This window comes from Actinomyces sp. ZJ308, assembly GCF_011752065.1.
In the GTDB taxonomy this organism is placed as follows: Bacteria; Actinomycetota; Actinomycetes; order Actinomycetales; family Actinomycetaceae; genus Actinomyces.
In genome coordinates, this window is the sequence record NZ_JAAIJY010000062.1 from 1 (window position 1) to 3,657 (window position 3,657).

The 3,657-nt window shown below is 64.9% G+C and carries 2 protein-coding genes; both read left to right on the forward strand.

Translation table 11 applies throughout. From position 1 onward, the window contains the following. Positions 1–351: 351 nt before the first annotated feature. Entirely contained in the window at positions 352–1,581 is a 1,230-nt protein-coding gene (locus tag HCR68_RS13765) for a CRISPR-associated endonuclease Cas3'' (protein WP_167150410.1), read from the forward strand. Further along, positions 1,578–2,642: a hypothetical protein gene (locus HCR68_RS13770; protein WP_167150412.1), complete on the forward strand. Its 1,065-nt coding sequence runs from the start codon at positions 1,578–1,580 to the stop codon at positions 2,640–2,642. Before HCR68_RS13765 ends, HCR68_RS13770 begins: the two co-directional genes overlap by 4 nt. Positions 2,643–3,657 lie beyond the last annotated feature (1,015 nt).

Sequence of the window (3,657 nt, forward strand, 5' to 3'; positions counted from 1 at the left end):
TCGGCATGCGCACCCCCGCCGAGCACGAAGCCGCCTGGGCCCCCGACACCCACCGCCAGGAACAACTACAACCAGCCACCACCACATCCAGCTAAACCAGCCTCCACAAAACCCGGGGCTTGACAGTTCACCGTCGTCGGCCCACCGCTGGATACGCAGCCGAGTAAGGACGTGCTCCCATACCGGAAGGACGATCTGCTCGACGATCGCGCATGGATCCAAGACCGCGCCGATGATGGTGATCTCTCTCCTCTGACAGTCAGCGAAGCACCTCCGCCTCAGGAGGCCCCGCGCCGTCTGCTGTACCAGCGTCCTGAGCCCTGGGATGCGGCCTTGTGGTCGAAGACGTCGATGAACCTCGCCATCGAGCCGGAGCTCGACCTGTGGATTCGCGACGACCTCGACCCTGAGGCCGGAACGGTGGGTCTTGTTCTGCGGGATCTGATGAGCCTGCCCGATGCGACGGCCTGCGAGACACTCGTGACCGAGGTGCCTCCGCAGGACCTCGAGGTCTTCCCCATGACCATGGCCACCGCGCGGGCGGTGGTGCAACGCATGCGCGAGGACAAAAACGTCGAGCGCCGTCCACTGGAGTGGTCGGTGCTGTGGCGTGACGGCGCGGCCCTGCCGCAGTGGCAGGCTGTTGTCACAGAGGCCGAAGACAGTGTGAGGAGCGCGTCCGATGTGCTTCGTCCCGGTGACCTCCTCGTCCTGGATACCTCTGCGCAGCTTCTGACCTCCGACGTCATCAAGGAAAGTGGTGAAGATCAGGGTAGGGCGGTGCCCTACGAGGAGTTCGACGGGGTCGTTGCCGTTGTCACCGATCCTGATGAGCTACGCCGGCTGGCCGCCCTGGAACCGGACGAGCTGCACGAGAAGTTCCTTGGTGAGACGCTGACATGGCCTGCAGGCAGAGACGAGACGGACGTGCCCGCGTGGCTGGTTCGGCGCCGCGTTGTGACGCCCGACGATGAGTCCGATGACCGTTCTGCGTGGTCTGTCAGTCGCCGGGTCCGCCTTGCGGAGCACAACGCTGCGGTCGCCGCCCGCGCGGGGGCGCTGGCAGACGGCATCGGCATTGAGCCAGAGCCCGCAACGGCCCTGGTCGAGGCCGGCTCCTGGCACGACGTCGGCAAGGGCGATGCTCGTTTCCAGCGGCTCCTGTGGCGGGGCGACCCCGGGGGCAGGGAGGCACTCGCTAAGAGCGGTGGCCGCAGCATGCCGTTGGGGGCCGTAAGACGCGCCTGGGCGAATGCGGGGCTCCCCACGGGATGGCGTCACGAGCTGGCCTCCGCAGCCGCTTACTGGGAGCAGGCGGAGTCCGACGGTATCGAGCCGCAGCTCCGGGACCTGGTCACCAGGCTGGTGGGTACCAGCCACGGTCGTGGCAGACCGCTGTTCGACCATGACCCCGCCACCGCAGGGCCTGACCATCCCGCTGCCCTGGCCGAGCTGGTGGGTGAAGGTGAGTGGGAGTCGCTCATCGCCCGTACCGACAGGCAATGGGGTCCTTGGGGAACCGCTTACCTCGAGGCACTGCTGCGTGCGTCTGACTGCACGATCTCCATGGAAGGAAAGTGACGGAGATGATTCTCGGAGGACAGATCACCAGCGCGCTGACAACCTTCGCCGGGCTCGGGCTGGCACTCATCCTCGAAGGTGACGGAGCCGAACACGTTCGGCTCGGCTGGACCGACGCCGCAGAGCCCCGGATGGTAGTCACTGCCGACCGCTACGACGACGACGCTATATCCGCAGCCATTCACAGGCACGCCACGGCCTGTCTTGCGGCGGACAGCTGGATCGGCCGTGATCTTCAGTCTCAACCGTGGAAAGGAGGCAGCGCGGTCTTCAGCCCAAGGGTGAAGGCTCCGAAGTCTGTGGACCATTGGCAGTCCTTGCAGGCGGAGCGGCTTCAAGGGATCGATCATGAGCTGTATGACGGATCCGAACCTGGCTACGGCATCGACCTTGAACTGATCGGGGCGCTCGGTGAACCCGCTTACTGGCGCTTCGTCAGTAACGATCCCAGACCGGATGAGGGAGCCAGCCGTTGGGAGATGAAGACCCGCAACCAAGGACAGGACTTCGTCACGAACCGCTTACGCCGGTTAGCCCGATTCGTCGCAGACCGGGATGTTACGTCGATCTGTACCGGGTTGTCTGGGAAGACTCTGAAGGATGAGGCCTACGAAGGAAAACGGTCGGACGAGTCCAGGACGGCCACCGGTTTGACCCCGCCTAGGTTCACCGACAGCGCCCTCGCCTGGTGCGCTCTGTGGGGGATCTCGTGCTTCCCCGTTATCCACCGGACCACGGGAGCCTCCGTCACCGCTGGGGCAGTGCCGATCGGCAGGTTTACTCCAAAGCACCTGGTGCTACCAGTCTTTGTAGGGCCTCACAGCCTGGACAGGTGGCGGGTTGTCGTCGCGTCTGAGCAGGTCGTCCAGGCTGCGGCGAGTACTGCCGAGGTCGCAGCAGACGTACCGTCCGCTGACGCGCTTGCAGCAGAGGTGCCGGCGCGCGCCTGGCTCACGGCGCACGGTGTTCGAGCAGTCATCACGTTCCGTGTTCATGTCAGTGACAACTCGAAGGCACCAGAGCGATCCCTGGGGATCGGGAGACTGGAGGTGATGTCCTGAACCGAGCTCCCGTCATCAGCCGATCGGAGCGCACTGGTGACGGAGGCTGACGCGCCGGTGAGTGCTTCCCGCTGTTGCCCATGCAGGTACTCACTGGCGCAGCACACTTTCTCACATCTCCTGCCTCAACCCTGGAGGTCGGTCCAGGGCACGTCCCGATGGCGGAGTTGACTCAGCGCCATCCTTGTCTGTCAAAGGAGACAGATCATGACAACTCATGTGGTTTCGGATCCGATTCCGATCAGTATGGTGGTCCACTCCGTCTACTGCCCGAGGAGAGCATGGCTCGAGTCGGTGGGGGAGAAGACGGATACCGTGCAGGTGCAAGCGGGGCTGGATGCCCACCGGCGTGTGGACAATGCCGCGGAGAGCAGATCCAGTGAGCACCGGGCGGTCAACGTGCGCTCGGAGCGTCTGGGGCTGTCCGGACGCTGCGACGTCGTTGAAGGCGCCGCCGATGGACCGCTGACTGTGGTGGAGTACAAGGCCACTCCGGTACGGCGTCGTCCCGAGGTCACCTACGCCAACCGACTCCAACTTGCGCTCCAGACCCTGTGCCTCAGAGAGATGGGCCATGAGGTGCAGGGGGCGGAGGTCTACTCCACCGGCCACCGCCGGGGCTCGGGCGTCCCTCAGTGGCGGGCGGGTCGAGGTGACCAAGTCTGGGGAGCGTCTTCTCAGCGTGCCGATCGAGCGGGTGCTCGGACTGGTGGTCCACGGCAACGTTGATGTCTCCTCCGCCCTTCTGCGTGAGTTGTGTTGGCGCAACCGGTGCGTGGTGTGGTGCTCATGGTCGGGACGAGTGATCGGCTGGTCGCAGGGAGCGGACTCGCCCAATGGCCTGCAACGGGTGCGGCAGCACGTCGCCAGCGCTGAAGGGCGGTTAGATGTACTTCCTCGGGAGGTTGTGAACAGGGCTGAGGTTGTGTGAAGGCCTCCGGCAGGATGTGGGTTGACACATCGCATCACTGACCGGAGGCCTTCATGACCCACGCTAACGCACCGCTGACCCCCA

Excerpts from the sequence above, each read along its gene's own strand:
- HCR68_RS13765 (WP_167150410.1), top strand. The coding sequence starts at position 352 with ATGAACCTCGCCATCGAGCCGGAGCTCGACCTGTGGATTCGCGACGAC.